This is a genomic window from Tardiphaga sp. vice154 (assembly GCF_007018645.1).
Taxonomy (GTDB): domain Bacteria; phylum Pseudomonadota; class Alphaproteobacteria; order Rhizobiales; family Xanthobacteraceae; genus Tardiphaga.
Window position 1 is genome coordinate 872,501 of record NZ_CP041399.1, and the last position, 20,800, is coordinate 893,300.

The window sequence follows — 20,800 nt, forward strand, 5'->3', positions numbered from 1 at the left end:
CACAGAGCTCGTCGAGACCGCGCCGCCGGTCGAGATCCAGCGCGCCATCGAGGGCATCGTCACGCTGCTGAACGGGGAACGGGCTGATTTGTCAGCAATCGATCTCGACCTAGCCGATTGCCCCGAATTCAATCGCAGCGTTTATGCAATCGCCCGGAGAATTCCGCCGGGTTCGACGGTCACCTATGGCGACATCGCCAAACAGCTTGGGGGCGTCGAGCTGTCACGCCAGGTCGGCACCGCGCTCGGCCAGAACCCGTGTCCGATCGTGGTGCCGTGCCACCGTGTGCTCGCCGCCGGGGGCAAGCCCGGCGGCTTCTCGGCCAATGGCGGCGTCGTCACCAAGCTGAAGATGCTGGCCATCGAGGGCGCGGCGGTGAACTACACACCGTCGCTGTTCGACTAGCCCTTCGGCGGCAACGACTGGCTGACCGAGGGACGCTGCAGCATTTTCTCGTGGAAGGCGTCGAGCTTCGGGAAGGCCTTGCGCCATCCGCAATCGGCAAAGCGGAAATCGGCGTAGCCCAGCACGCAGACCAGCGCGATCTGCGCGATATCGAGCGGCCGTGTCAGAATATCCGGATGATTTTCGAACCGCGTCAGGCCCTGCCAGGCGCGGTCCCACTGGTCGTCAACCCAGGCTTGCCACAACAGCTCCTTCGGCCGCACGCCGACCTCGTAGCGACACAGCAGCATCGCGTCCGTCATGCCCTGCAGGATCGCGTGCTCGGTCTTTACCTGCCAGCGCTTCGCGCCGGAGGCGGGGATGAGCTTTCCGCCGGCAAGCTCATCGAGATATTCGACGATGACGTAAGAATCGATGATGACCTGGCCGTCGTCGAGGATCAGCGCCGGCAGCTTTCGCAGCGGGCTGACGTCATGGGCATAGCTTTCGTTCGGCTGCGTCGGCGCGACGCTCGCGGGCACGAATTCGATCTTGTCGATCATCCCGAGTTCGATCGCCGCGATACGGACTTTCCGGGCGAACGGCGAATTGGGGGAGAAAGTGAGTTTCATGGGTTGTCCTCGTGATGAATATCGGGAGCAATAATCGCGATGTCCTCTCAACCGTTATTGCGAGGAGCCACTTGGCGACGAAGCAATCCAGTTCTTGCCGAGTGTGTGGCTCTGGATTGCTGCGTCGCTACGCTCCTCGCAATGACGTGGAGAGTGCGGGGCGCGACTAAACCGCCACGACCTTCTGCTTCTGGTCGCCGAGCTTCTCGATGCCGAGCGTCATGACGTCGCCGACGTTCAGGAATTTCGGCGGCTTCATGCCGAGGCCAACGCCTGGCGGGGTGCCCGTGGTGATGATGTCGCCGGGCTCCAGCGTCATGATCTCTGACAGATAGGACACGATCTTCGGCACGTTGAAGATCATCGTCGTCGTCGAGCCGGTCTGGCAACGTTCGCCATTGACGTCGAGATACATCGAGAGCGCGTGCACGTCGCCGACCTCGTCCGGTGTCACCAGCCAGGGGCCGAGCGGACCGAACGTGTCGTGCGACTTGCCCTTGGTCCACTGGCCGCCGCGCTCGATCTGGAAGAAGCGCTCGGAGACGTCGTTGCACACCGCATAGCCGGCGACATGTTTCAGCGCGTCGGCTTCGGTGATGTATTTGGCGCGGGTGCCGATGATGATGGCGAGCTCGACTTCCCAGTCCAGCTTGGTCGAGCCGCGCGGCTTTTCGACGTCGTCGTTCGGCCCGCACAGGCTGTTGAGCGCCTTCATGAAGACGATCGGCTCCGACGGGATCGGCATGCCGGCTTCCTTGGCGTGGTCGATATAGTTCAGGCCGATGGCGAGAAATTTCGGTTTGCCGCCCACCGGCGATCCCAGTCGCGGCGAGCCTTCGACGGCCGGCAGCGACGCCGGATCGAGCGCGGCGAGCCTGGCGAGGCTGGCGGGAGAGAACGCGTCGTCCGCCAGATCCTTGATCTGCCCAGAGAGGTCGCGGAGCTTTCCCTCCTTGTCGATCAACCCGGGCTTCTCGTGGCCGAACTCGCCGTATCTCACCAGCTTCATGGTTCTCTCCCTTGGATTTTCTGTCCTGTTGTCATGGAACAGGGCGTGGACGAATTCAACCGCTGCCCGTGCGGGCTAGTCCTGCAGCGCGGTGAACCTGAACGCGTCACCGTCGCGTCGGATGTGTCCCGCGCTGAAATGGCCGCCGATCACCAGCGTCTCGGTATCGGCAAAGCGTGAGAACAGGTCGTGCCGCGTTGCAGCAGACTGTGCAGCATCGGTGTCGAACCGCGTCGACCAATCGAGATGCTGCATCTGTAGCGGCGTATGAGCGACGTCGCCAAGCAGCAGGGCCTGTTGCCCGTCGGACTGGATCAGCACGCTGAAATGGCCGGGGCTGTGGCCGGGCGTCGGCAGCAGCGTGATCTCGTCGGAGAGTTGCAGGTCGCTCGCGACCAGATCGGCGAGGCCGGCATCGACGATCGGCTGAACCGAGTCGGCGAATACGGCGGCCTGATGGGGGCTGTCGCTGTGTGCCTTCCAATATTTGTATTCGACGTCGCCGAAGATGTATTTCGCATTGGGGAATGTCGGCACCCAGCGGCCGTCGACCAGCCGGGTATTCCAGCCGACATGATCGACATGCAGATGCGTGCACAGAACCATGTCGATGGTGTCCGGCGCAAAGCCGGCCGCGGTCAGGTTGTCGAGATAGGGCGTGTCGAGATCGTTCCAGACCGGGACCGAGCGGCCCTGCTTGTGGTTGCCGAGCCCGGTGTCGACGATGATGCGCGCGCCTGGCGCCTCCAGCACGAGGGAATGCACTGCCATCTTCAGCCCACCCCCGACATCGGCAAAATGCGGGATCATCCAGGGGTGTCTCGTGACGTCGTCCGATTCGACCTGTGGTAGAATAAAGCGGGTGCCGCCAACGCTCTCCAGCTCCATGATCCGGGTGACCTTGACCCGACCGACCTGCCACTGCATGCGATATCCCGCGTTGATTTCATGCAAAATATGCGGGTTTCACCGAAGTCGCGCAATGGATCATCTGACCAGGATTTGCGTTGGTGGTCCGAGACAACAGGAGTCTGCGATGCCCGAACTCACGATTTCATCCGATCAGGTCGCGTTTCTGATCGAGAAGGCCCGGCAATTCGACGTCAAGGACATCGCGTCCGATCCGGATTCCGGCTCGAACGGCACGGACGATGGAATGATCGACGTGCTCGAGGACAATGGCGGCGACCCCGTCCAGAAGGAGATTTACGGCTTCGTTGCCGCGCTCACGGTGGACGAGCAGATCGATCTGGTAGCGCTGATGCGGCTGGGGCGCGGCGACGGCACGATCGAGGAGTGGGACGATTTGCGCAAGGAAGCCGCCGACGGCCGCAACGGCCACACCGCGCGCTATCTCTTGGGCGAGCCGCTGCTCGGGGATTTTCTCGCCGAGGGCATGGACGCCTTCGGCATCGACTGGACCGACGAGCGCACCACGCCCGTGACGTGAGGGGAGGAGACCGGCGACCTCGTCGCCGGTCTCGATATCCCGTTTTTACATCGTGCCGGGGAAGGCGCCGCCGTCGAGCACGATGTTCTGGCCGGTGATGAAGCCGGCCTTGTCGCCGCACAGGAAGGCGCAGGCAACGCCGAATTCTTCCGGCTCGCCGAACCGGCCCGACGGATTCTCATTGGCGCGCTTGGCAAGGATCTCATCGACGGTCAGGCCGGTCGCCTTGACCTGGCCGGCGGCGACGCCCTTGAGGCGGTCGGTCTTGAACGGGCCGGGCAGAAGCCCGTTGATGGTGACGTTCTCGCGCACGGTCTTGCGCGACAGGCCGGCGACGAAGCCGGTGAGGCCCGAGCGCGCGCCGTTTGACAGGCCGAGCACGTCGATCGGCGCCTTCACGGCGGCCGAGGTGATGTTGACGATGCGGCCGAATTTCCGGGCCATCATGCCGTCCACCGTCGCCTTGATCAGTTCGATCGGCGTCAGCATGTTGGCGTCGATCGCCTTCAGCCAGTCGTCGCGGGTCCAGTTGCGGAAATCGCCGGGCGGCGGGCCGCCGGCATTGTTGACGAGGATGTCGATCTGGCCGGCGGCCTTGAGCGCCTGCTCGCGGCCCTCGGGCGTGGTGATGTCGCCGACCACTTCGGTGACCTCGACGTCCGGATAGGTCTGGCGGATATAAGCAGCAGTCTCCGCCAGCGCCTCGGCGCCCCGTGCCGTCAGCGTGACGTGCACGCCCTCCGCCGCCAGCGCGATGGCGCAAGCGCGGCCGAGGCCCTTGCTGGATGCACATACCAGTGCGCGGCGGCCCTTGATTCCCAGATCCACGATGTCACTCCTGAAGGTTTGGCGATGGCGAGGCCGGCCTTATAGCCGGTCCGGCGCATCCTGAGTAGACCCGCAAACGCTTGGCGCGCCGCAGCCATCGCCATGCCGCGCCGCCGGTTTGCGATCCAGATCCTGCGCTGTATCAGTAGGGCAAAGCATCAGGGAGTTTACATGTCCGACATTTTCGACGTCAGCCAGGAAGTCATCCTCATCACCGGGGCTTCGCAGGGGCTGGGGAGGCAGTTCGCCCGCGTGCTGGCCGCGCGCGGCGCCGCCGTGGTGCTAGCCGCGCGGCAGACCGCGAAGCTGAACAGCCTGCAGGACGAGATCGTCGGCAAGGGCGGACGCGCCGTGGCCGTCCAGATGGATGTCACCGACACGGCATCGATCAGTGCTGCCATCGACGCCGCGGAAGCCGCGCTCGGCCCGGTCAGCGTGCTGATCAACAATGCCGGTATCGCCGTGGAAAAGCACGCGCTCGAGCAGACCGAGGCCGACTGGGACGCGGTGATCGGCGCCAATTTGAAGGGCGCCTATTTCACCGCCACTGAGATCGCCCGCCGCATGATCGCGCGAAAGCAGCCCGGCAATATCGTCAACGTCGCCTCGGTGCTCGGCTTCAGCGTGATGAAGCACGTCGCGCCCTATGCGATTTCCAAGGCCGGGATCGTGCAGGCGACCCGCGCGCTGGCGCTGGAACTGGCGGGCAGCCAGATCCGCGTCAATGCGCTGGCGCCGGGCTATATCGACACCGACATCAACCATGATTTCTGGGCCACACCGCCCGGCGAGAAGCTCGCGAAGCGCATCCCGCAGCGCCGCGTCGGCCACGAATCCGATCTCGACGGCGCCATCCTGCTGCTGGCCTCCCAGGCCTCGCGCTATATGACCGGCAGCACCCTGACCGTCGATGGCGGGTTTCTTCTGACCTGATAGAGGCCTTGTAAGCCACTGTTCTCGCTTGATTTTCAATAATAATCCGCAGGATCGTCATAAAACCGAGAAAACATCTCCGAAGCCCCTTTCCAAACCCGCGATGCATTGGTACATACCCCTCGCACCGCAGGCTTTGGCCTCGGTTGTCTTCTCAGGAAGCCTCCGGACTGGGATCGCTCGACGCAGCCGCGTTGATCGAGACTGTTTCGTTCTCCGGTTTCCCGAAGCTTTGGCGCGGGGTGGAGCAGCCCGGTAGCTCGTCAGGCTCATAACCTGAAGGTCATAGGTTCAAATCCTATCCCCGCAACCAAACTTTCCAAAGACTAGCAAAGCCCCGTCTGGCACTCGCCAGCGGGGCTTTTGCTTGTCTCCGCGCATTGTCCGTTTATGGGTCCATTCGGTCGCGTGCTCATCCAGGCGGGTTTCCGGCCAGCGCAGCGTTGCCTCCAAGTCCAACACCGATGCGGGCAAGACAATGGGCTGCGGCCTGATGCAACTCCCATTCGCTGAAGTTCAACGTCTTGATCGTATCCGCATTCAAAATGCTGGCGAGGCCATGCACCACCGACCACACAAACAGCGCATCGAGATTGGCGCTGGACTGTCCGGTCGGTGCGATGGGCAAGACGGTCATTGCTGCCAGTCGCACCTTTAGCAGTGTGAAGGCCCGGCGCGCCTGGGCCATCATCGCCGGATGCTTTTCGGGCTCGGGCATCGGCGTTTCAAACATCAACCGATACTTGGTTGGAAAGCGTCGAGCATAGTCGAAGTAATTTTCGCCAAGCGCGTACATGTCCTGCGCGGCGTTTCCGCTTAACGGGCCAGCCTCGAGGTGCGAAGCGAACTCGTCAAAGCAGCGCGTCAATAGTTCCGCAATGATCGAGTCTTTGCTTTCGAAGTGCTTGTAGGGGGCCTGATATGACACGCCGAGGCGTCTCGATACTTCGCGGAAGCTCAGGGCTTCGACGCCGAGTTCCTCGATGATGCGAAGGGCTTCCGCAAGACAAGCGTCCCTCACATGGCCGCGCGGAATGGCGGGTTTGCCAATGGCGCGGCGTTCATTCTTGTTCATGTCGTCTGAAGTCATTTCTGCAGTGCTGCGTGCTTCCTGACCATGCCCTGCATGATGCCGCTCATGATCCGCGTTCTTGCAAATCGCGGCAGGGTTGCGAGCGAGCCTATCAGGAACTTCGCCAGCAAGCCCGGCCTGACGGTCGTCTTGCGCCCCAGAGACGCGATGGTCTGACGCGCGACGACGCCAGGTTCCTCCGCCTTGCCCATGGCCAGGCCGGATCGCGCCGCGAAGCCAGTCGCAACGGGTGCAGGGGCGGAGGCGATGACATCGACGCCCGCAAGGGCAAGCTCCGGGCGGATGCTCTCCGCAAGGGTCTGAACGAACGCCTTGGTCGCGGCATAGGTGGCGGCGTACGGGACGCCCTGGAAAGCAACAATGGAGCTCATGAGGATGATGCCGCCTTGCCCGCGCCGCACAAAGCGTCGCGCCATCGTGTGGGTCATGGAGAGGACGGCGCTGCAATTGACCTCCAGCATGTCGATTTCGCTCGCGAGCGGAAGGTCGACAAACAGGCCTGCCGTTCCAAAGCCGGCGCAAGCCGCGAGCAGGCCGATGTCGAACGGCTCCGTTTCGACAAGCAAGGCTTCTACGGCTGCGCGCTCGCCGAGATCGGTCGCGATAACGCGACAGTCTATCTTGTGCTTGCCTTCCAGCTCGACGGCGAGGGACGTCAAACGATCTTCCCGCCGCGCAACCAGGACAAGATTAAGCCCGCGTCGCGCGAGTTCCCGCGCCATTTCCTGGCCAATACCATCAGAAGCGCCGGTCACGAGCGCCCACGGACCAAACCTATCGCGCCACATCGCTCCTGAGCTGTGTTCAGTCGCCATCCGAAGCCTACTGCAAGAAGTTGACGCCATCAACTTAGTTGCGTAAGTTGATGGCGTCAACTTTTGGCTTTGAGTCTATTCGTGGTGATGAGCCTTTCTGCTGAGCCTGTGCAGCCGTGTGGAAAGCGCGGCGAGTGAGGCTCGGAGGAAGCGCGAACCTGTTGTTTCGCGTCGGCGGGCATTGCGCATCGTCACATCGTTTTGGATCTTGCTATGAGCAACGCTGCGCGGCCCTTTGGAAACACCATCACCTTGCTGCGCTTGCCCGGTAGCTGGCCGGAAATGATCTATTGGGGCGTTGCTGCGGCAATGACCGTCGGGTTCATCGTGACCGCTGTCCTGATGGCGTTGGATACGCGAACTATCAATGGGTATGATTCAGTCTGGCTGAAGCCGTTCAAATTCGAGATTTCGCTGGCGATCCACGCCGCCAGCCTCGCTCTGGTGATACGCTGTTTAAGTCCGTCATTCCGGCAAGGGAACGGAATGCTGATTGTCGCGATGGCCTTTCTGGCAGCCTGCACCGTTGAAATGGGCTGGATAATTCTGCAAGCAGCCCGGGCGCAACAGTCACATTTCAATCTGACAACGCCATTCAACAGCTTCATGTACTCGGTGATGGCGTTCATGGCGGTCATCATTGTCAGCGCTGCGGGCGCGATCGGTCTCGCTGTCCTCGCCGATGGCCAGGCCTTGGCCTCACCGCCTCTGAAGGCTGCCATCATTGTCGGGCTTGTCGGTGGAACAGTCCTGACCTTGATGACAGCCTTCACCATCGGTGGACGGCTGAGCCCCTATGTCGGGGGTGTCCCCGCGCCGGACGCCCGCATGATGCTCACAGGCTGGTCGCGGATGGCTGGCGACCTTCGGGTTTCACACTTCCTTGCAACCCATATGATTCAGGTGCTGCCTTTGTTTGCCCTTGCGATCGAGCGCTTCGCCCCAGGTCGCGTGGCGCTTGTCCTGGTGCTGGCTTTTGCTGCCGGATGGACTTCGCTGACATGGCTGGAATTTCGAGGTGCCTTGAAGGGCGAGCCATCGTTCTTCGCGCAATCGCTGCGCTAGGTTTTCTGGAGCAGTCTCAAAATCTGCTTTTCCAGAGCTGCGGCACGCAATTGTTGTCCGGCCCGCGGAGTAACAAGAATCCTGAATGAGATCATCATGTTACGAAAGGTGTTGCGTTTGCGAACAGCGCCGCATACAAGCCGCTCACGTTTTGGCGCGGGGTGGAGCAGCCCGGTAGCTCGTCAGGCTCATAACCTGAAGGTCATAGGTTCAAATCCTATCCCCGCAACCAAACATCTCTTCCAATCGACGAATATCGAAACAGCCGCCCATCGGGGCGGCTTTTCGTTGCGCGGTACGCGGACGGTCATCCGCGTTACGCGGCGTCCGCACCCGCCAGCACGTCGCGGCGGTCGCTGACGGCGAAGTGGAACTGTTCGAGCACCAGCCCGAACGCCAGCAGGGCGGCTTCCTCGATTGCGCCGTCCTCGAAGCAGTCCAGCGTTTCGCGCAATACCTCATCGACTTCGTTCTGCATCGTCCGCAATTGCTCGGCGCTGACAGCCTGGCGTGCGGCGCCGATCATTTCCAGCACCCGGTCGCGCGAGGCGAGGTAATTGTTGCGCTCGTGCCGCTTCAAATAGCTGCGCAGCCAGGCACCGGCGGAGCCGAGGCCCGACAGCAGCAACAGCCCCGCCCACAAGAAGTCGCTGTAGCGTTCCAGGAAGGTGCGATCGGTGCCGTCGATATAGGCCGCGGCGCCGCGGTGCGCTGGGATCGCGGCGTCCTTGTCCGTATCGGGCTTTTCCAGCGTCGCCACGCCGGGCAGTTCACGCAGCAGATTGGGGCGCGCCACGAACAACTGGCGGGTCAGCGCCGTGACAGTGGACTCGTTGAGCGATTTCGGGGCGACGATGAGATGGCCGACGGCGATGGTGTCGATCTTGTCGTCCGGCCGTGCCGGCGAGGAACTGAACGTGCTGCCGGGAATTTCCGCGGATTCAAAGGTCGGATGCTTCTGCGCGATCGAGTCCGACACGTCGATACCGAGGAAGTGCGGCTCGCCGCGTAGCTTGGCGGTGACAGCGATGGCTTCGGTCGTAATTCTGCTGCTGAGCGTGCCGACCGCCATAAAGACGTCGTTCTTGCGCTCGCGCGCCATCTGGTCGATTTCGCCGATACCATATTGCACCAGCTCGATTTTGTCGGAGGCAATGCCTGCCTCGGCCAGCACCAGTTTCAACAGCGCGGGATTGGCCGGCGACTTGCCGATGATCGCGACGCGATGTCCCGGCAAATTCTCCAGTTTCTTGATGACGTTTACGGGTTTCTTCGACTTGCCGTCTTCCGCGCGGGGCACGGACCACAGCACCACGAAATTCTTGCGCAGGATCGCGACAGCCTGGGTGTCGGCGGGCATCGGAAGGTCGCCGCGGGCCACGGCCAGGTCGGCCTTGTGGTCGCGCAACAGGGCCAGGCTGGCCGTGGGACCGTCGGTCGGCGTCAGCGTCAGCCGAACATGGTCGCGGTCGCGCGCGAAGGTCTGCACGACGCTCTGCATGAAGCGGACGTCGTCGCTGCCGGCGGGGCCAACCGCGATCCGCAGGGTCTCCGGCCGCGTGATCAGATAGGCCGCGGTTCCGGCCAGCCCGATCAGCAGCAGCGCACTGGCTGCGACGAACAAAGCGAAGGTTCGCGCAGCCCGGCGCCGCCCGCGCGCACGCTGCGACGGCATCTCGAACGGTTTGGTCGGCTTAACGGAGGCATCCATGCGCAACCTTATCCGGTTCGGTGCGCGTTGAGTATGCCCTCGCGCATCGGCCGAGGTCCAGGGATGACGCCAGCCCCGCGCTGTGGCTAGGATGCGCGGGGCGCCATTCCGGCGCGCCCGATCGGGACGGCGCATCCATGAGCAGCGGCGAGGATTTCTACGGCCGCATTCCGGTATTCCGCGGCTTTGCAGACCTGATGGACCCGGCGCTGTATTTACCGTTGCCGGACGACTGGATCATCGGTCTGGCCGATATCGTGCAATCCACCCGCGCCATCGAGCAGCAGCGCTACAAGGCCGTCAACATGGCGGGTGCGGCGGTGATCGCGGCCGTCACCAACGCGCTGGACGGCCGCGAATTCCCGTTCGTGTTCGGCGGCGACGGGGCCAGCTTCGCGGTGGCGCCCGGCGATGTCGGGCGCGCCCACGAGGCGCTGGCGGCGACGGCGCGCTGGGTGCAGGACGATCTCGATCTGATGATGCGGGTGGCCGTGGTGCCGGTGACGGCGGTGCGCGCGCAGGGGCTCGATGTCCGGGTGGCGCGCTTCGGGCCCTCGCCGAACGTCTCCTACGCGATGTTCACCGGTGGCGGGCTCGGCTGGGCCGAGGTGGCGATGAAGCGCGGCGAGTTCGCGGTGCCTATGGCTGCTGTGGGCGCGGTGCCGGACCTATCCGGGCTGTCGTGCCGCTTCGAGGAAATTCCGGCGGCACGCGGACTTATTCTGTCGGTGCTGGTGGTGCCGCGCGTGGGCATCGCCGAAAGCGCGTTCCGGGCAGTGATCGAAGACGTCATTGCGCTGGTGGAGCGCAGCCCCGACGCCGGGCGGCCGGTGCCGGCCGGCGGCCCCATGATTAAATGGCCGCCTGCCGGGCTCGATTTCGAGATCCGCACGCAGCGCGGCTCGTGGCTGATGAATCGCGTCACCGTGCTCGGTCGCACGCTGCTGGCCTATATCGTGATGCGTTATGGCATCAGCGTAGGCGGCTTCGTGCCAAAGACCTATGTCGAGCAACTGGTGGAGAATTCCGACTTCCGCAAATATGACGACGGGTTGCGGATGATCCTGGATTGCACGCCGGATCTGGAGAAAGCGCTGGAGCAGCGGCTGGTCGCGGCGGCTTCCGCCGGCACCGTCCGCTACGGCCTGCACCGCCAGGACGCGGCGATGATGACCTGCTTCACGCCCTCGGCGCTGCGCAGTGACCACGTTCACTTCATCGACGGTGCCCGCGGCGGCTACGCCTCCGCGGCAATGGCGCTGAAGGCGATGATGTCGTCGTAGAACGTAGGGTGGGCAAAGCTGCGTTGCGCGGAGCGCGGCGAAGCGTGCCCGCCGCCGCGGCGTGGTGGGCACGGCGCAAGGGCGCCTTTGCCCACCCTACGAAGTTGCGGTGTGGCTTACTTTCCCACCCGGCTCCAGTTTTCGCCGCCGCAGAAGGCGCCGACGCAGCCTTCGACCCTGAGGGTGTCGGAACCGGCCAGCGAAATGTTGCTGGTGTAGGTCTTGCCGTCGTCGGCATTGTAGATCTGGCCCGACCAGCGGCCCGGCGCTGTGGGGCGCATGTCGATGAACAGATGGATGCCGATGATCGAGCGCGTCGCCTTGGCGGGATCGGGGTTCTTGTCGTCGATCGCCGGCTTTCCTGTCTGGGGGTCAAGCTTGTCGCGCAACGAGGCCACCGTCGCGCAGATGGCGCCGCCGCATTTGCTGACGCGCACGCGCGCGTCGCCGGCCTGGGTCTGCCAAAGGCCGGTGGCTTCATTGACAGCCTGAGCTGTGGCCGCAGGGACAGCAAGCAGCGCGCCGAGCAGCGCGAGCGAGAGGGCGGAACGAAAGGCCATATGTTTCTCCATAATGCGGACGCCTGAATAGCAACATATTGGAGTTCTGCAATGCCAGATCAGGAGGCCCTGAAGCTCACGTCGTTTTGAGCGAGGAGATTGAATTTGACCTGGCGTCTCACCACGGCAGGCCGCCGAGGTCGATCTCGCCCGTATGCGGCGCCCGCTTGAGATAGAACACGAACGGTAGCAGCGTGTCGAAGCGCGCGCGCCCGCTGGTCTGTTCCGCGAACACCTCGCCGGTAAACGGTTTCCAGCCCCGGCTGGTGAAGAAACCGCTGAGCTGCGGTTCGCAGAACAACATCGCGAAATCGGTGGCGCGTTCGTCTTTCAAAGTCGCCAAGGCGGCATTGAGCGCGACGCTGGCAAAGCCGCGGCGCCGGAAATCGGGATGCGTCGCGACGCCTCCGATGCCGCCGATACGCACCTTGCGGCCGTCCCAGGTACCCTCGCGGCGGGTGATGCCGACGTGGCAGACCAGTTGCTCGTCGGACTCCACCAGGACCCGAAGGTCGGCCGGAGCCAGCGCGATGTGGCGCCACGACAGTTTTTCGACGACCTCCGGCGGCCACACCGCCTCGAATAACGGCTGCACGCTTGGCCATGACGAATGGCCGGTCAGAATCTCGATCTCGACGCCCATGCGCAACTCACCTCTGCCTGTTTCGCATTGCATATAGGTTCCCAGCGGGATGGTCAGGTCCCGCTTCCGATGGCAATATAAGAAAAATATTCTATCGACGAGGAACGTCATGACAGAGGCCCAACTCAGCACCTATCAGCGCTGGTCGATTCTGGCCGGCGCCGCCGTGTTGCTCAGCCTCGCGATGGGTATGCGGCAGAGTTTCGGTCTGTTCCAGCCCGCGATTCTGCACGACACCGCCATCACCACGGCCGATTTCTCGCTGGCCACCGCCCTGCAGAACGTGATCTGGGGCGTGTCGCAGCCTTTCGTCGGTGCCTTCGCCGATCGCTACGGCAGCCGCTACGTCATGCTGACCGGCGTCTTCATCTATGCCGCGGGCCTGCTGCTGATGATGGCGGCGACCACGGCGCTGGTGTTCACGCTCGGTGCCGGCCTGTGCATCGGTCTGGCGCTGTCCTGCACGGCCTCGAGCATTGCCATGACGGTGTCGTCGCGCAGCGTGTCGGCCGCCAAGCGCAGCGTGACGATGGGCGCGGTGTCGGCGGCGGGCTCGCTCGGCCTGGTGATCGCCTCGCCGCTGGCGCAGACGCTGATCACCACCGCGGGCTGGCAGATGGCGCTGATCGGATTTCTCGGCCTGGTCGCGGTGATGCTGCCGGCCGCCCTGTTTGCCGGGCGATCCGACAAGATCGAGGTGGCAAAATCCAGTGAAGCCGCGCAGACGCTGGGCGCCGCGGTGCAATCGGCGCTCGGCCATTCCGGCTTCGTGGTGATGGCGCTGTCGTTCTTCGTCTGCGGCCTGCAACTCGTCTTCATCACCACGCATCTGCCGAACTATCTGGCGATTTGCGGCCTCGATCCTTCGCTCGGCGCCACCGCGCTGGCGCTGGTCGGAGCCTTCAACGTGATCGGCTCCTATGTATGTGGCTGGCTCGGCGGAAAATATCCTAAGCAAATTCTGCTGGGCGGCATCTACATCATCCGCTCGCTGGCGCTGGCGGCTTATTTCTATTTTCCGGCCTCGGCGGCTTCGACCATGGTGTTCGCCGCGGTGATGGGATCGCTCTGGCTCGGCGTGGTGCCGCTGGTCAACGGGCTGGTCGCGCAGCTATTCGGGTTGCGCTTCATGGCGACCCTGACCGGCATCGCCTTTCTCAGCCATCAGGCCGGCTCCTTCATCGGCGCCTGGGGCGGCGGCGTGATCTATGCGCAGCTCGGCAGCTATGACCGGGCGTGGCAGGCCGCGGTGGTGGTCGGCCTGATCGCCGGCTGCTTCCAGATGCTGATGAACGTGCGCCCTCCGGTGCGCCGCGAGACGCTGGATGCGATGCCCAGCGCGGCATAACGCGCGCGCAGGGCCCATGTCCAAGTATAATGGAACCATCTATAATGGTTCCCGTTAGCCTTCGTATCCCATCAATTTTGTGGACGATTCCCAATGACCTTCACGCTTCCCGAACTGCCCTACGCCTATGACGCGCTCGCGCCTTATATGTCGAAGGAAACGCTGGAATTCCATCACGACAAGCACCATCAGGCTTACGTGACCAATGGCAACAACCTGCTCAAGGGCACCGAATTCGAAGGCAAGCCCCTCGAAGAGATCGTCAAGGGTTCGTTCGGCAAGAATGCCCCGCTCTTCAACAATGCTGGCCAGCACTACAATCATCTGCATTTCTGGAGCTGGATGAAGCCGAACGGCGGCGGCGATAAGCTGCCCGGCCGTCTCGAGAAGAAGATCACCGAGGATCTCGGCGGTCTCGAGAAGTTCAAGACCGACTTCGCCGCCGCAGGCGTCGGCCAGTTCGGCTCCGGCTGGGCTTGGCTCTCGGTCAAGAACGGCAAGCTGGAAATCTCCAAGACCGCGAACGGCGAAAGCCCGCTGGTCCACGGCGCGACCCCGATCCTCGGCGTCGACGTCTGGGAGCACTCCTACTACATCGACTACCGCAACCGCCGCCCGGACTATTTGAAGGCGTTCGTGGATTCGCTGGTCAATTGGGACTATGTCGACGAATTGTACGGCAAGACCGGCGCGTAAGCCCGGTTTCGCAGCGAACATCGGGGCGGTAGCGAAAGCTGCCGCCCTTTCGCTTTGCGAGTGTTATGCGACGACGCCGATGGCCTCCCTCCCCCTTGCGGGGAGGGTCGGCCGAACGACGACGGTGCGATAGCATCGTCGGAAGTGGAGGCCGGGATGGGGGTGCCACAAGCGCCGTCGCCCGCGGCACCCCCACCCCCGACCCCTCCCCGCAAGGGGGAGGGGAGGAGCCCCCACGCGCTAGATGAGCAAGCGGAAATTGGTTGGTGAGACCATGCTGAATTACGTTCTGGTTTTTGTCGGCGGCGGGCTCGGCTCGACCTTGCGCCACACCGTCAATATGGCCGCCGGCCGCGCCCTCGGCACCGCGTTTCCCTGGGGTACCTTCCTGATCAACATCACCGGCTCGACCATCATGGGGCTGATCGCCGGCTACCTCGCCTTCAAGGGCGAGGCGTCGCAGCCGTGGCGGCTGTTCCTGATGACCGGTATCCTCGGCGGCTACACCACCTTCTCGGCGTTTTCGCTGGATGCCGCGCTGCTGTACGAGCGCGGCGAGACGATGATGGCGCTGCTCTACGTACTGGGCTCGGTGGTGTTGGCAATTGCCGGCCTGTTCGCCGGTCTTGCCCTAATCCGGCATTTCGCTTGAACGAATGTTGCGACGGGGGATGTTATAATATAACAAATGGGCAGGGCGGCTTTGGTCGCCGGTTCTGTCTGTCCAGGCGTATCGATGGCCCATTCGCATTCCCATACCCACGCGCATTCGCACCAGCATGATCCCCTGACGCCGCATCCGGCGCAGCCGGCGCCATGGTCGATCCTGCGCCTGGCGCTGCCGGCCCGCCTCGGCCTGGCGCTGGCGGTCAGCGCGCTGATGTGGGCAATCGTTTTGATGGCGATGCGCTGATGGCCGCGGAACTGACCTTTTCCGATGTCACGTTGGGCTATGACCGCCACCCGGCGGTGCACCATCTGACCGGTGAAATCGCGGCGGGTGCACTGCTGGCGGTCGTCGGGCCGAACGGCGCCGGCAAATCGACGCTGTTTCGCGGCATTGTCGGCATTCTCAAGCCGCTGGCCGGCAGCATCGGGCTGGGCCAGCTCAACCCGCGCGAGATCGCCTATCTGCCGCAGAGCGTCGATATCGACCGCAGCTTTCCGATCTCGGTATTCGACTTCGTCGGCACCGGCCTGTGGCGCTCGACCGGCCTGTTCGGTGGCCTCGGCAAAAAAGCGCAGCAGCAGATCGGCCAGGCGCTCGGCGCGGTCGGTCTCACCGGCTTCGAGAACCGCACCATCGGGACTTTGTCCGGCGGCCAGACGCAGCGCATGCTGTTCGCCCGCGTGCTGCTGCAGGATGCCCGCGTCATCGTGCTCGACGAGCCATTCAATGCGATCGACGCCAAGACCTCGGCCGACCTGATCGGGCTTGTCAGGCATTGGCACGCCGAACGGCGCACCGTGCTGGCGGCGCTGCACGACATGGATCTGGTGCGCGACAATTTTCCGGAGACGCTGCTGCTGGCGCGCGGCGCAGTGGCGTGGGGGCCGACCGCCCAGGTGTTGACGGCGGAGAACCAGCTCGAAGCGCGCCGCATGTGCGAGGCATTCGATGACGGCGCCTCCGCCTGCGTGGTCGATGCAGCCCGGCCGCGGGCCGCGTGATGATCTATGACACGCTGATCGCGCCCTTCGTCGATTTCGAATTCATGCGCCGCGCGCTGGCCGGCGTGGTGGCGCTGGCGCTCGGCGGCGCGCCGGTCGGCGTATTCCTGATGCTGCGAAGGATGAGCCTCGTCGGCGATGCCATGGCGCATGCGATCCTGCCGGGCGCCGCGATGGGCTTTCTGGTCTCCGGCCTCAATCTGTTTGCAATGACCTTTGGCGGGCTGATTGCCGGCTTCTCGGTGGCGCTGCTGGCGGGCCTCGTCTCGCGCGTGACGGAGATCAAGGAGGACGCCTCGCTGGCGGCGTTCTATCTGGTGTCGCTGGCGCTGGGCGTCACCATCGTCTCGATGAACGGCACCAATATTGATCTGCTGCATGTGCTGTTCGGCAATATTCTCGCGATGGACGACCAGACGCTGCTGGTGATTGCGTTCAACGCCACCATCACGCTGGTGGTGATGGCGGTGATCTATCGCCCGCTGGTCATCGAATGCGTCGACCCGGTGTTTCTGCGCACGGTGAGTCGCGCCGGGGCGCCGGCGCATCTGGCCTTTCTCGCGCTCGTCGTCATCAACCTGGTCAACGGCTTCCACGCGCTCGGCACGCTGCTGGCCGTCGGGCTGATGGTGCTGCCGGCGGGCATCGCGCGGTTCTGGTCGCGCGACATCACCGGCATGATGCTGATCGCGGTGGCGAGCGCGATGCTGTCGGGCTATCTCGGCCTGGTGCTGTCGTTCCAGACCAAGGTGCCGTCCGGCCCGGCAGTGATTCTGGTCGCCGCGGCGCTCTATGTATTCTCGGTGCTGTTCGGCAGCGTCAGCGGACTCGTGCGACAACTGTTCCCCGGCCGGCATCTGGAAGCGTAGGAGCCATCATGCGGCGTCTCGGTATATCGACGATTGCGACTCTGGCGCTTTTTCTCGCGTCGGTTACCGCTTCGTTCGCGCAGCAAAAAATCGATGTCGTCGCCAGTTTCTCGATCCTCGGCGATCTCGTCAAAAACGTCGGTGGCGACCGCGTCAACGTCGCTATCTTGGTCGGTCCCAACGGCGACACGCACGTCTATACGCCGTCGCCGCAGGACGCCAGGAAGATCACCGATGCCAAACTCGTTGTCGTCAACGGGCTGGGTTTTGAAGGCTGGCTGCCGCGACTGGTGAAATCCGCCGGCGGGCAGGCGGTGATCGTTACGGCCTCCGACGGCATCGCCGAGCGCGACATCAACAACAAGGCCGATCCGCATGCCTGGCAGTCCGTGATCAATGTGAAGGGTTATGTCAGCAATATCCGCGAGGCGCTGGTCGCCGTCGATCCTTCGGGCGCCGCGGCGTACCGGGCCAACACAACGGCCTATCTGGCGAAACTCGATACACTCGATGCCGAGGTCCGGTCGGCCGTGGCGGCGATTCCCGTTGCCCGCCGACAGGTCATCTCCAGCCATGACGCATTCGGCTATCTCTCTGACGAGTACGGCATCGCGTTCGTGGCGCCACAGGGCGTTTCGACCGATTCCGAGCCCAGCGCGCAGGATCTGGCGAAGATCATCACCCAGATCAAAACCGCCAAAATCCCCGCGGTGTTCCTCGAAAACATCAGCGACCCCCGCTTGATGCGCCGGATCGCCGCCGACACCGGCGCGAAGATCGGCGGAACGCTGTATTCCGACAGCCTGACCGCGGAAAACGGCGACGCGCCCACTTACATTGATATGGTCAGGCACAATATAAAGGCGCTGACGAGCGCGCTGAACTAGGAGCGCGGGGCATCCCTGCCGCCGGCGCGCTGCCGATACCCGGAGAAATCATGTCTGAAACGACCGCCGCCAAAATTCCCGTGACCGTGCTGACCGGCTATCTCGGCGCCGGCAAGACCACGCTCTTGAACCGCATCCTGTCGGAAAACCACGGCAAGAAATACGCCGTCATCGTCAACGAGTTCGGCGAGATCGGCATCGACAATGATCTGATCATCGGCGCCGACGAAGAAGTGTTCGAGATGAACAACGGCTGCGTCTGCTGCACCGTGCGCGGCGACCTGGTGCGCATCCTCGACGGTCTGATGAAGCGCAAGGGCAAGTTCGACGCCATCATCCTGGAGACCACCGGCCTCGCCGATCCCGCCCCCGTCGCGCAGACCTTCTTCGTCGACGAGGACGTGCAACTGCACACCCGCCTCGACGCGGTGGTGACGGTGGCCGATGCCAAATGGCTGAGTGAGCGGCTCAAGGACGCGCCGGAGGCCAAGAACCAGATCGCCTTCGCCGACGTCATCGTGCTCAACAAGATCGATCTGGTGTCGAAGCCCGAGCTCGCCGAAGTCGAGGCCCGCATCCGCGCCATCAACCCCTACGCCAAGCTGCATCGCACCGAGCGCGCGCAGGTCAAGCTGTCCGACGTGCTGGAGCAGGGCGCCTTCGATCTCGACCGCATCCTCGAAATCGAGCCGGAGTTTCTCGAAGCCGGCGACGCGCATGACCATGATCATCATGGCCACGACCATCACCACGGCCACGATCATGGCGGCGTGAAGCACTATCACGACGAGGACATGCAATCGCTGTCGCTGCGTACCGACAAGGCGCTCGACCCGACCACCTTCCTGCCCTGGCTGCAGGGCCTGGTGGCGGCGGAGGGCGGTAAGATGTTGCGCTCCAAAGGCATCGTTTCCTTCGTCAACGATGCCGAGCGATACGTCTTCCAGGGCGTCCACATGATGCTGGAAGGCGACCACCAGCGACCATGGAAGGACGGCGAGAAGCGCGAAAGCCGCCTCGTCTTCATCGGGCGCGACCTGCCCGAGCAGGCGATCCGCGACGGCTTCGCCAACGTGATCCCGGCCTGATGTCCGACTTCGATCCGCTGCAGGAGCAGGCATCCATCGTCTCGGTCACCGACCGCGTGCGCCCGGTCACGATCGACGGCGCAGTCGTCGCCGTGCATTTTCTCGGCGACAAGGCGGCGTTCGTCGGTGCGGAAGAGAATGTCTGGCTGGTCGATGAGCTCGGCCAGCGCGCCGTCGCTGTGCATAATGGTGGCATCCTGTGCACCGCCGCCGACGACCAGCGCCTGCTGATCGGCGGCGACGACGGCAAGCTCGTCGAACTGAACCGCAACGGCGACGTCACGCTGCTCGCGACCGACGCCAAGCGGCGCTGGATTGACAATGTCGCTTTGCATCCCGACGGCGCGGTGGCGTGGTCGGCCGGCAAGACCGCCTTCGTCCGCAGCGCCAAGGGCGAGGTGAAGTCGCTCGACGTGCCCTCCACCGTCGGCGGCGTGGCGTTTGCGCCGAAGGGGCTGCGGCTCGGCATCGCGCATTACAACGGCGTGACGCTGTGGTTTCCCAACATGGCGGCAAAGCCCGAAGTGCTGGAATGGGCGGGGTCGCATCTGGCGGTCACCTTCAGCCCGGACAACAAGTTTCTGGTCACCGCGATGCATGAGCCGGCGCTGCACGGCTGGCGGCTGGCCGACAGCAAGCACATGCGAATGACCGGCTACCCCGCGCGGGTGCGCTCGGTGTCGTGGAGCGCGGGCGGCAAGGGGCTCGCGACCTCCGGCGCCGACAGCGTGATCGTCTGGCCGTTCGCCAGCAAGGACGGCCCGATGGGCAAGGAGCCCGGCATGCTGGCGCCGCTCAAGGCCAAGGTGACGATGGTCGCCTGCCATCCCAAGCAGGATATTCTCGCCTGCGGCTATAGCGACGGCACCATCCTGATGGTGCGGATGACCGACGGCGCCGAGATCCTGGTCCGTGCCAACAAGGGCGAGCCGGTCACCGCGCTGGCCTGGAACGCGAAGGGCACGCTGCTGGCCTTCGCCGACCAGACCGGAGATGCCGGGTTGCTGGAAATCTGAACTGCGAGCATCCGATCGCGCATCGCGGGCCCGTCATTTTTCTGTCACCTCTTGCCGCCATGACACGCCATGCGCTTCCTCGCCACGTTCCAGACCCTCGATTTCCTCGACACGCTGCTTAGCCTGACGACTGCGTTCGTTCTCGGCACGCTGATCGGGGCCGAGCGGCAGTACCGGCAGCGCACCGCGGGGTTGCGGACCAATGTGCTGGTGGCGGTCGGCGCGGCGGCCTTTGTCGATCTTGCGATGCAGCTCGCCGGATCCGACGGCGCCGTGCGCGTCATTGCCTATGTCGTCTCCGGCATCGGCTTTCTCGGCGCCGGCGTCATCATGAAGGAAGGCACCAATGTGCGCGGCCTCAACACCGCGGCGACGCTGTGGTGCTCGGCCGCGGTCGGCAGCTGCGCCGGCGCCGACATGATCGCGCAGGCGCTGGCGCTGACGGTTTTCGTGCTGGCCGGCAACACGCTGCTGCGGCCGCTGGTCAACGCCATCAACCGCGCGCCGCTCGACGAGAAATCATCCGAGGCGACGTATTATTTCAAGCTGACCGTATCCGACCAGGCTTTGGCCGGGCTGCGCGAATATCTGGTGGAGCGGCTGGAGGCGGCGAATTATCCGGTGGCCAATATCGACGTCGTTGATCTCGGCGACGATCAGCAGGAAATCACCGCCATGCTGGTCTCGACCGCGATCGACCCCCGCGAACTCGACGTCGTCGTCGCCGACCTGCAGCGCCGCTCCGGCGTGGGCCATGCGACCTGGGAAGTCAGCACCAAGGACTGAGCGGCGCCGCGTTGCTGGCCGCGTCGTGATGA

24 protein-coding genes and 2 tRNA genes (1 of these 26 only partly in view) are annotated in these 20,800 nt (G+C 63.9%); 17 read left to right on the forward strand and 9 right to left on the reverse strand.

Annotated features, from left to right (window positions below):
• Window positions 1-406, forward strand: the 3' portion of a protein-coding gene (locus FIU28_RS04105) for a methylated-DNA--[protein]-cysteine S-methyltransferase (RefSeq protein ID WP_143571804.1). The gene continues 137 nt to the left of window position 1, outside the view; only the last 406 of its 543 coding nucleotides appear in the window; its start codon lies beyond the left edge, outside the window; the stop codon is at window positions 404-406.
• Here FIU28_RS04105 and FIU28_RS04110 read toward each other — a convergent pair.
• The 3 genes from FIU28_RS04110 to FIU28_RS04120 form a co-directional block, all read right to left on the reverse strand.
• Complete coding sequence (locus tag FIU28_RS04110; RefSeq protein WP_143571805.1) at window positions 403-1,017, reverse strand: glutathione S-transferase family protein; 615 nt, start codon at window positions 1,015-1,017, stop codon at window positions 403-405. The two genes, FIU28_RS04105 and FIU28_RS04110, sit on opposite strands and share 4 nt — an antisense overlap.
• Window positions 1,018-1,183: 166 nt before the next feature.
• Window positions 1,184-2,026 (reverse strand): fumarylacetoacetate hydrolase family protein, encoded by an 843-nt coding sequence (locus FIU28_RS04115; protein WP_143571806.1) that lies wholly within the window; start codon window positions 2,024-2,026, stop codon window positions 1,184-1,186.
• Window positions 2,027-2,101: 75 nt separating this feature from the next.
• Window positions 2,102-2,953 (reverse strand): MBL fold metallo-hydrolase, encoded by an 852-nt coding sequence (locus tag FIU28_RS04120; protein ID WP_143571807.1) that lies wholly within the window; start codon window positions 2,951-2,953, stop codon window positions 2,102-2,104.
• Between the two features lie 109 nt (window positions 2,954-3,062).
• Between FIU28_RS04120 and FIU28_RS04125 the strand changes: the two genes are divergently transcribed.
• Window positions 3,063-3,476 (forward strand): DUF3775 domain-containing protein, encoded by a 414-nt coding sequence (locus FIU28_RS04125; protein WP_143571808.1) that lies wholly within the window; start codon window positions 3,063-3,065, stop codon window positions 3,474-3,476.
• Window positions 3,477-3,521: 45 nt separating this feature from the next.
• Here FIU28_RS04125 and FIU28_RS04130 read toward each other — a convergent pair whose 3' ends face one another.
• Window positions 3,522-4,304: an SDR family oxidoreductase gene (locus tag FIU28_RS04130; protein ID WP_143571809.1), complete on the reverse strand. Its 783-nt coding sequence runs from the start codon at window positions 4,302-4,304 to the stop codon at window positions 3,522-3,524.
• Between the two features lie 171 nt (window positions 4,305-4,475).
• Here FIU28_RS04130 and FIU28_RS04135 point away from each other — a divergent pair, with 171 nt between their 5' ends.
• Both FIU28_RS04135 and FIU28_RS04140 read left to right on the forward strand, forming a co-directional pair.
• Window positions 4,476-5,237, forward strand: coding sequence for an SDR family oxidoreductase (locus FIU28_RS04135; protein ID WP_143571810.1), 762 nt, complete (start codon window positions 4,476-4,478; stop codon window positions 5,235-5,237).
• A 236-nt stretch (window positions 5,238-5,473) separates the two neighbouring features.
• A tRNA-Met gene (locus FIU28_RS04140) sits at window positions 5,474-5,550 on the forward strand.
• 99 nt (window positions 5,551-5,649) lie between these two features.
• On the opposite strand, the gene FIU28_RS04145 is transcribed toward FIU28_RS04140, so the two are convergent.
• Both FIU28_RS04145 and FIU28_RS04150 read right to left on the reverse strand, forming a co-directional pair.
• Window positions 5,650-6,312, reverse strand: coding sequence for a TetR/AcrR family transcriptional regulator (locus FIU28_RS04145; RefSeq protein WP_168202855.1), 663 nt, complete (start codon window positions 6,310-6,312; stop codon window positions 5,650-5,652).
• Between the two features lie 11 nt (window positions 6,313-6,323).
• A complete protein-coding gene (locus tag FIU28_RS04150) occupies window positions 6,324-7,145 on the reverse strand; it encodes an SDR family NAD(P)-dependent oxidoreductase (RefSeq protein ID WP_210245607.1) in 822 nt (273 codons plus the stop codon).
• Window positions 7,146-7,358: 213 nt separating this feature from the next.
• Here FIU28_RS04150 and FIU28_RS04155 point away from each other — a divergent pair, with 213 nt between their 5' ends.
• Complete coding sequence (locus FIU28_RS04155; RefSeq protein WP_143571813.1) at window positions 7,359-8,210, forward strand: hypothetical protein; 852 nt, start codon at window positions 7,359-7,361, stop codon at window positions 8,208-8,210.
• A gap of 155 nt (window positions 8,211-8,365) precedes the next feature.
• Window positions 8,366-8,442 (forward strand) — tRNA-Met (locus tag FIU28_RS04160).
• A gap of 84 nt (window positions 8,443-8,526) precedes the next feature.
• On the opposite strand, the gene FIU28_RS04165 is transcribed toward FIU28_RS04160, so the two are convergent.
• Window positions 8,527-9,921: a TAXI family TRAP transporter solute-binding subunit gene (locus FIU28_RS04165; RefSeq protein ID WP_246660858.1), complete on the reverse strand. Its 1,395-nt coding sequence runs from the start codon at window positions 9,919-9,921 to the stop codon at window positions 8,527-8,529.
• Between the two features lie 137 nt (window positions 9,922-10,058).
• Here FIU28_RS04165 and FIU28_RS04170 point away from each other — a divergent pair, with 137 nt between their 5' ends.
• The gene (locus tag FIU28_RS04170; protein ID WP_143571814.1) at window positions 10,059-11,204 is read left to right on the forward strand and encodes a DUF3095 domain-containing protein; all 1,146 of its coding nucleotides are present in this window, start codon (window positions 10,059-10,061) and stop codon (window positions 11,202-11,204) included.
• A gap of 116 nt (window positions 11,205-11,320) precedes the next feature.
• Here FIU28_RS04170 and FIU28_RS04175 read toward each other — a convergent pair whose 3' ends face one another.
• Entirely contained in the window at window positions 11,321-11,764 is a 444-nt protein-coding gene (locus FIU28_RS04175) for a DUF2147 domain-containing protein (RefSeq protein WP_143571815.1), read from the reverse strand.
• A 118-nt stretch (window positions 11,765-11,882) separates the two neighbouring features.
• A complete protein-coding gene (locus tag FIU28_RS04180; RefSeq protein WP_143571816.1) occupies window positions 11,883-12,407 on the reverse strand; it encodes a GNAT family N-acetyltransferase in 525 nt (174 codons plus the stop codon).
• 109 nt (window positions 12,408-12,516) lie between these two features.
• Between FIU28_RS04180 and FIU28_RS04185 the strand changes: the two genes are divergently transcribed.
• From FIU28_RS04185 to FIU28_RS04225, 10 genes are all read left to right on the forward strand, one after another.
• Window positions 12,517-13,755 carry an MFS transporter gene (locus FIU28_RS04185; protein WP_143571817.1) on the forward strand — a complete coding sequence of 413 codons (1,239 nt, stop codon included), beginning with the start codon at window positions 12,517-12,519 and terminating at the stop codon, window positions 13,753-13,755.
• 93 nt (window positions 13,756-13,848) lie between these two features.
• A complete protein-coding gene (locus tag FIU28_RS04190; protein WP_143571818.1) occupies window positions 13,849-14,451 on the forward strand; it encodes a superoxide dismutase in 603 nt (200 codons plus the stop codon).
• A gap of 244 nt (window positions 14,452-14,695) precedes the next feature.
• On the forward strand, window positions 14,696-15,103 hold the full coding sequence (gene crcB / locus FIU28_RS04195) for a fluoride efflux transporter CrcB (protein WP_246660859.1): 408 nt from the start codon (window positions 14,696-14,698) through the stop codon (window positions 15,101-15,103).
• An 84-nt stretch (window positions 15,104-15,187) separates the two neighbouring features.
• Window positions 15,188-15,364, forward strand: coding sequence for a hypothetical protein (locus FIU28_RS26275; RefSeq protein ID WP_210245464.1), 177 nt, complete (start codon window positions 15,188-15,190; stop codon window positions 15,362-15,364).
• On the forward strand, window positions 15,364-16,122 hold the full coding sequence (locus FIU28_RS04200; RefSeq protein ID WP_143571819.1) for a metal ABC transporter ATP-binding protein: 759 nt from the start codon (window positions 15,364-15,366) through the stop codon (window positions 16,120-16,122). Before FIU28_RS26275 ends, FIU28_RS04200 begins: the two co-directional genes overlap by 1 nt.
• A complete protein-coding gene (locus FIU28_RS04205) occupies window positions 16,122-16,991 on the forward strand; it encodes a metal ABC transporter permease (RefSeq protein WP_143576019.1) in 870 nt (289 codons plus the stop codon). The genes FIU28_RS04200 and FIU28_RS04205 overlap by 1 nt, the downstream gene beginning before the upstream one ends.
• An 8-nt stretch (window positions 16,992-16,999) precedes the next feature.
• The gene (locus FIU28_RS04210; RefSeq protein ID WP_143571820.1) at window positions 17,000-17,878 is read left to right on the forward strand and encodes a metal ABC transporter substrate-binding protein; all 879 of its coding nucleotides are present in this window, start codon (window positions 17,000-17,002) and stop codon (window positions 17,876-17,878) included.
• A 50-nt stretch (window positions 17,879-17,928) separates the two neighbouring features.
• Complete coding sequence (locus FIU28_RS04215; protein WP_143571821.1) at window positions 17,929-18,966, forward strand: CobW family GTP-binding protein; 1,038 nt, start codon at window positions 17,929-17,931, stop codon at window positions 18,964-18,966.
• A complete protein-coding gene (locus FIU28_RS04220) occupies window positions 18,966-19,982 on the forward strand; it encodes a WD40 repeat domain-containing protein (protein WP_168202857.1) in 1,017 nt (338 codons plus the stop codon). Before FIU28_RS04215 ends, FIU28_RS04220 begins: the two co-directional genes overlap by 1 nt.
• 69 nt (window positions 19,983-20,051) lie before the next feature.
• A complete protein-coding gene (locus tag FIU28_RS04225; protein WP_143571822.1) occupies window positions 20,052-20,768 on the forward strand; it encodes an MgtC/SapB family protein in 717 nt (238 codons plus the stop codon).
• Window positions 20,769-20,800: the final 32 nt, after the last annotated feature.

Coding starts and splice junctions, on each gene's coding strand:
- FIU28_RS04110 (WP_143571805.1), bottom strand. CDS start 1,017: ATGAAACTCACTTTCTCCCCCAATTCGCCGTTCGCCCGGAAAGTCCGT.
- FIU28_RS04115 (WP_143571806.1), bottom strand. CDS start 2,026: ATGAAGCTGGTGAGATACGGCGAGTTCGGCCACGAGAAGCCCGGGTTG.
- FIU28_RS04120 (WP_143571807.1), bottom strand. CDS start 2,953: ATGCAGTGGCAGGTCGGTCGGGTCAAGGTCACCCGGATCATGGAGCTG.
- FIU28_RS04125 (WP_143571808.1), top strand. CDS start 3,063: ATGCCCGAACTCACGATTTCATCCGATCAGGTCGCGTTTCTGATCGAG.
- FIU28_RS04135 (WP_143571810.1), top strand. CDS start 4,476: ATGTCCGACATTTTCGACGTCAGCCAGGAAGTCATCCTCATCACCGGG.
- FIU28_RS04145 (WP_168202855.1), bottom strand. CDS start 6,312: ATGAACAAGAATGAACGCCGCGCCATTGGCAAACCCGCCATTCCGCGC.
- FIU28_RS04150 (WP_210245607.1), bottom strand. CDS start 7,145: ATGGCGACTGAACACAGCTCAGGAGCGATGTGGCGCGATAGGTTTGGT.
- FIU28_RS04155 (WP_143571813.1), top strand. CDS start 7,359: ATGAGCAACGCTGCGCGGCCCTTTGGAAACACCATCACCTTGCTGCGC.
- FIU28_RS04165 (WP_246660858.1), bottom strand. CDS start 9,921: ATGGATGCCTCCGTTAAGCCGACCAAACCGTTCGAGATGCCGTCGCAG.
- FIU28_RS04170 (WP_143571814.1), top strand. CDS start 10,059: ATGAGCAGCGGCGAGGATTTCTACGGCCGCATTCCGGTATTCCGCGGC.
- FIU28_RS04175 (WP_143571815.1), bottom strand. CDS start 11,764: ATGGCCTTTCGTTCCGCCCTCTCGCTCGCGCTGCTCGGCGCGCTGCTT.
- FIU28_RS04180 (WP_143571816.1), bottom strand. CDS start 12,407: ATGGGCGTCGAGATCGAGATTCTGACCGGCCATTCGTCATGGCCAAGC.
- FIU28_RS04185 (WP_143571817.1), top strand. CDS start 12,517: ATGACAGAGGCCCAACTCAGCACCTATCAGCGCTGGTCGATTCTGGCC.
- FIU28_RS04190 (WP_143571818.1), top strand. CDS start 13,849: ATGACCTTCACGCTTCCCGAACTGCCCTACGCCTATGACGCGCTCGCG.
- crcB (WP_246660859.1), top strand. CDS start 14,696: ATGAGCAAGCGGAAATTGGTTGGTGAGACCATGCTGAATTACGTTCTG.
- FIU28_RS26275 (WP_210245464.1), top strand. CDS start 15,188: ATGGCCCATTCGCATTCCCATACCCACGCGCATTCGCACCAGCATGAT.
- FIU28_RS04200 (WP_143571819.1), top strand. CDS start 15,364: ATGGCCGCGGAACTGACCTTTTCCGATGTCACGTTGGGCTATGACCGC.
- FIU28_RS04205 (WP_143576019.1), top strand. CDS start 16,122: ATGATCTATGACACGCTGATCGCGCCCTTCGTCGATTTCGAATTCATG.
- FIU28_RS04210 (WP_143571820.1), top strand. CDS start 17,000: ATGCGGCGTCTCGGTATATCGACGATTGCGACTCTGGCGCTTTTTCTC.
- FIU28_RS04215 (WP_143571821.1), top strand. CDS start 17,929: ATGTCTGAAACGACCGCCGCCAAAATTCCCGTGACCGTGCTGACCGGC.
- FIU28_RS04220 (WP_168202857.1), top strand. CDS start 18,966: ATGTCCGACTTCGATCCGCTGCAGGAGCAGGCATCCATCGTCTCGGTC.
- FIU28_RS04225 (WP_143571822.1), top strand. CDS start 20,052: ATGCGCTTCCTCGCCACGTTCCAGACCCTCGATTTCCTCGACACGCTG.